We start from the raw sequence: 5,256 nt of genomic DNA, 5'->3' as shown, positions 1-5,256 counted from the left end.
TAGCCGCGTTGCAGCTCCGCCAGGTTGACGATCAAGCCGGCCAGGGAAAAGGCCAGGGTGCAACCCAGCGCATGCAGCCGCCATTGCTGTTGCGGCAAGCGTTTTGCGTGGCGCTTGAGCACTTTGAGGATGCTGATGAAGCGCGGCATGTACGGCCACATACGCAAGCCGTGCATGCCGCGCAAGCCGAACGCCAGGAGCATCACCCAGAGGCCGCCGAGGATGAACAGCATGGCGATCGCATACGGGTTGTTGAGGCTGCCGAGGCCTTGCTGGCCCTGACCCAGGCACAAGCACACGGCCAAGCCGATGCCCAATTTGCCGGCTTCGCTGCCAAAGCGTTGCAGCCAGGCGAGCAAGAAGCCGAACGCGCCAAACAGGCACAGGCTGATCAAGGGATGGCTGGCCGACCAGAAGCCCAAACCGGCGCTGCATGCACCCAGCCCGGTGAGCAGCAGCATGCGCAGCATGCCGAAGCGGTGCAGTGGGTTGGCTTGGGCCGCCTGGAAGGCGCCGGCCGAGGCCCAGAGAAACCCCGGGTGAGCGCTGAACAAGCCAAGCAGCAAGGGCAGGGCGCAGCCAAAGCCGGCGACCATTGCCGGTCCCCAGGCGGGGGGGCCGGCATGCCAGCTGAAGGTTTGTCGTAGCAGGTTTTTCATGGATTACACCGGGCTTGAACGTCCCGTCATCTCACGGGCCATTTCAGTAGCGTAGCTGTCGGTCATGCCGGCGATGAAGTCGATCATGCGCAGGAAGGATTTGTACAACGGCCAACTCGGGTCTGGCGCGTTGTGGCCGAGCAGGTCGAGGATGCGCCGATGCTTGAACGACGGCGTGCGTCCGCCATGTTGCTCCAGCGCCGCGCCACAAAAGGCGTTGAGGAGGATTTCAAGAGTGGTGTAGGCGCCGATCTCGTGCAGCGTTTTGCGTTTGTCTTGGAAGATTTTCTCGCGCGCCATTGCTTTGGCGCTTTGCACGCAATGTTTGGCCGGGCCGTGCATGTGTTCCACCAGATCGCCTTGCAGGGTGCCGGCCAGCAGCGCCTCCTGCTGCTCGACGAAGGCATGTGCGGCGGCATTGGTCAGGTGTTCGATGGCTTTGCCGCGCAGGATTGCCAGCTTGCGCCGCTTGGAATCTTGCGGGCCCAGTTGGCGATAGGTTTCCGGCAGGTCGTCGCCCACCAGGTTGAGCAGCACGGCCTCGACTTCGCTGTAGTCGAGCAGCTCCATTTCCAGGCCGTCTTCGAGGTCGATCAGGCCGTAGCAGATGTCATCCGCGGCCTCCATCAGGTACACCAACGGATGACGTGCCCAGCGCTGCTCTTCCAGCTGCGGCAGGCCGAGCTTGTGGGCGATTTGTTCGAGCAGCGGCAGTTCGCTCTGGTAGCAGCCGAATTTGTGCTTTTTGTAGCCGAGCGCTTCGGCGTGGCGGGCTGTCCAGGGGTATTTCAGGTAGGTGCCGAGGGTCGCGTAGGTCAGCCGCGTACCGCCGTCGAATTGGTGGTATTCGAGCTGGGTGAGCACGCGAAAGCCCTGGGCGTTGCCCTCGAAACTGAGGAAGTCGCCGCGCTCGGCCGCGCTCATTGCATCCAGCCAACCGCGCCCGGCCGCCTGCTGGAACCAATGGCGAATGGCATCTTCGCCTGAATGGCCGAATGGCGGGTTGCCAATATCGTGGGCCAGGCAGGCCGATTGCACGACCATGCCCAGGTCGCTCGGCTCGCACCAGTCAGGCAACGCATCGCGGATCATTTCACCAACGCGCATGCCCAGTGAGCGGCCGACGCAGCTGACCTCCAGCGAGTGGGTCAGGCGGGTGTGGATGTGGTCGTTGCTCGATACCGGATGCACCTGGGTCTTGCGGCCTAGGCGGCGAAAGGCGCCGGAGAAGATGATGCGGTCGTGATCTTTGTGGAACGGGCTGCGGCCCAGTTCGTCGACGCTGTGCGTCGGTTTGCCGAGTCGTTCGCGGGTAAGCAGTGTTTGCCAGTCCAAGGCCAATCCTCGCCATTCAGTGGCTGATGGGCCTAGCTTCGGGGTTCGTGCGGCCGGCTGCAAGCATTGTGCAGTTGGCCGGTGCCCCGCTTCGCTGAGCCGGGAGCTGCGGTTGGCCACTACAACCGGTTGGGTAAGGCGTGCTGCCCTTCGTCGGGTACCTGACGGCGATAGCCGGGAGATTGCGGAATAAGCTCTTTTTTGGTGCGTTTATTTGTTTTTGAAATTACTTAATTCGTTTAAATACATATGGTTATAAATTCAAAACCGTCTATCTGGATTAATGACGGCTCTTTGACATGATGCCTTGCACGTACTTAAGTTGTAGGTGTGAATGAGTCACAGTTGATGGGTTCGTTGCGTTGGAGAGGGCGCGGCAAATCCATGTTTTATGGTCTACCGCTAGGGAGAACACCATGGATACCGACTCGCTGACGCTGCACGAGTATCTCAGCCCTTCATTGCTGCTGCACGGCCCGCCCGCAACCTGAAAAACCTCACCGCCAGTGTCGTCAGGAGTATTACCGCTCCTGATGCGCGCACGCATTTTCGCGCGCCTGGCTGTGGGTATCAGCGTGAGTATGTGTTGTTGAATTTTTCGCTTTCAGCACGGCGACGACTCGTTGCGGCCACAACTTTTGCAGACGCGTAAGAAGCTGTGAGCAACCAGCCCAACGCCGGGGAGTTGGATACTCATGAAGTCTTCATTTTTGACAAACTGCACAGGCAAGCTGCGCGCCGGCAGTTGGAAAGTGTCTTTGGCAGTTGGGGGGTGGCAGCCTCTCTTGCCAGCAGCAAACGATGCGCCCGCACAGCAATCGCGGCGGACGTTCCTTAAAGGCAGCGCCGCGTTGATGGCGGCACCGCTGTTACTGACTTCACCTAAGAGCCAAGCGGTGGTGCCAGCCAGCCCACCGACCGTACCCTGGCAGGAATTCCTGCCCGATGTGATCAGCGTGCTGCCTGCTTCGGCTTTAAGCCCGGTGCCCACCGAGACGGCGAATATCGCCGGCGGCGAGGCCGGACGCTTACCGCATCAGCGTTGGAGCACGTTCAGCCCCAGTGCCGAGCCGTATGAGTTACATGCGGCACAACGTGAAAACTGGGTGTTCAATCCCTCTTACCCACCGCAGCCAGTCTGGACTTACCAGGCTAAAGTGCCGGATCTGAGCATTCTCAGCCCGGTGGTGTTTGCCCATTACGGTCATCCGGTTCTTTGCCGCATCTACAACGATCTGCCGAGCAATCACGTTGGCTTCGGTACGCCGGAGATTTCCACCCACTTGCATAACCTGCACACCGGCTCGGAGAGCGACGGATTCCCCGGCGATTATCACAGTGCGACCAAGGCCGGTCCCACACTCACCGCGCCAGGGGGCTACAGGGATCACCTCTATTCCAATATCTATGCCGGTTACGACGAGCTGCAAAACGGCATCGGCGATTACCGCGAAGCCCTGGGCACGTTGTTCTACCACGACCACACGCTGGACTTTACCGCGCCGAATATCGTCCGCGGGCTGGTCGGTTTCTATTGCCTGTTCGACCACCTGGACTCGGGTAACGAACTCGACCCAACCCCCGGCGCACTGCGTTTGCCCAGCCACCCGTATGACTATCCGCTGGGGTTTGCCGACCGGCGTTTCGACCCGAGCGGCATGCTGTATTACGACCAGATCAACCCGGAAGGGGTGCTCGGCGACAAAATCTTGGTCAACGGCAAGATCGAGCCGGTGCTGCGTGTAGCCCGGCGCAAGTACCGCCTGCGCCTGCTCAATGAGGGGCCGAGCCGCTTTTATCAGTTCTATCTGGTGCGGGCCAATAATGTCGTGCAGCCGTTCACCTACATCGCCAACGACGGCAACCTGCTGGAAAAACCGCTGCTGAACCAGACCAATGTACGTTTGGGCGTGGCTGAGCGGGGTGACATCGTGGTGGATTTTTCCCGCTACCCGATTGGCACCGAGTTGTATGTGGTCAACCGCCTGACCCACCGTCCGGAAGACACGCGCAGGCCTTATCAGGTGGTGGCGCCGGGTGTGCGGGTGTTGAAGATCGTGATCGACCGCGAGCCGCCGACGCAGGACCTGAGCCAGGTGCCGAGCGTGTTGCGGCCGCTGCGTCCACTGCCGACTACCGCGCAACTGGCGGCATTGCCGGTGCGCCGTTTTGTCTTCGAGCGACGGCAAAACATGTGGGCGATCAATGGCCAGTTCGTCAACGTCAATGTGCCGCGCGCGGTGATACCGCAAGGCAGCGCGGAAATCTGGGAGTTGGCGAGCATCGACGATGGTTGGGATCACCCGATTCATATCCACTTCGAAGAAGGGCGCATTCTCAGCAAGACCACTGACGGCAGGAACGTCGCCATTCCGGCGCATGAGAAAGGGCGCAAGGATGTCTATGTAATCAATGGCCGGACAACCCTGCGGGTGTTGCTGCGTTTTCGCGATTACAAGGGCAAGTACGTCATGCACTGCCACAACCTGATCCACGAGGACCACGCGATGATGATGCGTTGGGACATCGTTTGATGCGGCGTGTCACCTGTGAGTGATGCCGGGAGGTATTAGATGAATACGCGAAGAAAATTACTCGCTGGGATGGGCGCCGCCGCGCTTGGCCTGGCTGCGTGGCAAGCCGGCGGCCGTTCGTCGCCGCAAGCGCCAGTGCGAGCCTCGGCGGGGAGCAAGGACTTCCCCAACGTGACGCTGTACACCCACGAAGGCCGGCCGGTGAAGTTCTATGACGACCTGATCCGCGGCAAGGTGGTGACCTTCAACATGATGTACGCCCAGTGCGAGCGCAGCTGTCCGGTCAGCACGGCCAACCTGCGGCAAGTGCAAAAGATGCTCGGCGAACGAGTGGGGCGCGATGTGTTCATGTACTCGATTTCGCTGCAACCGGAACTGGATACCCCGGAGCGGTTACGCGAGTACGTCGAGCGCCACCATGTCGGGTCGGGGTGGTTGTTCCTCACTGGTGCACGGGCCGATATCGATCTGGTGCGCTACCGCTTGGGCTTCTATGACCCGGACCCGCTGGTGGATTTCAACGATCTCAACCACACCGGCATGCTGCGGGTTGGCAACGATGCGCTGGATCGCTGGACGATGGCGCCAACCTTGACCGATGCCGAGCAGATTCTCAGCACCATCAACCATGTGGACAGCGCCATGGTGCACACGGCGCTCAGCACGGCGCAGCCGGCCGTTTTCGGTTAGCGCGTGGCACCACCCACCCGGCTGGCGCGCATGCGCCT

3 protein-coding genes and 1 pseudogene are annotated in these 5,256 nt (G+C 60.8%); 2 read left to right on the top strand and 2 right to left on the bottom strand.

The genetic code is table 11. The annotated features are described in order from the left end of the window. Positions 1-659: pseudogene (locus B3M58_RS11490) on the bottom strand (FUSC family protein); the annotation flags it as partial. A gap of 3 nt (positions 660-662) precedes the next feature. After that, positions 663-1,994, bottom strand: coding sequence for a deoxyguanosinetriphosphate triphosphohydrolase (locus tag B3M58_RS11485; protein WP_296219240.1), 1,332 nt, complete (start codon positions 1,992-1,994; stop codon positions 663-665). A 785-nt stretch (positions 1,995-2,779) separates the two neighbouring features. Between B3M58_RS11485 and B3M58_RS11480 the strand changes: the two genes are divergently transcribed. Together B3M58_RS11480 and B3M58_RS11475 are read left to right on the top strand one after the other, a co-directional pair. Beyond that, a complete protein-coding gene (locus tag B3M58_RS11480; protein WP_296219238.1) occupies positions 2,780-4,528 on the top strand; it encodes a multicopper oxidase family protein in 1,749 nt (582 codons plus the stop codon). A 39-nt stretch (positions 4,529-4,567) separates the two neighbouring features. Next, positions 4,568-5,218 (top strand): SCO family protein, encoded by a 651-nt coding sequence (locus B3M58_RS11475; protein ID WP_296219236.1) that lies wholly within the window; start codon positions 4,568-4,570, stop codon positions 5,216-5,218. Positions 5,219-5,256: the final 38 nt, after the last annotated feature.

The organism is Pseudomonas sp. UBA2684 (assembly GCA_002354655.1).
GTDB lineage: Bacteria > Pseudomonadota > Gammaproteobacteria > Pseudomonadales > Pseudomonadaceae > Aquipseudomonas.
Note: the sequence above shows the minus strand (reverse complement) of the source record. Positions and strands in the feature narration are given on the sequence as shown.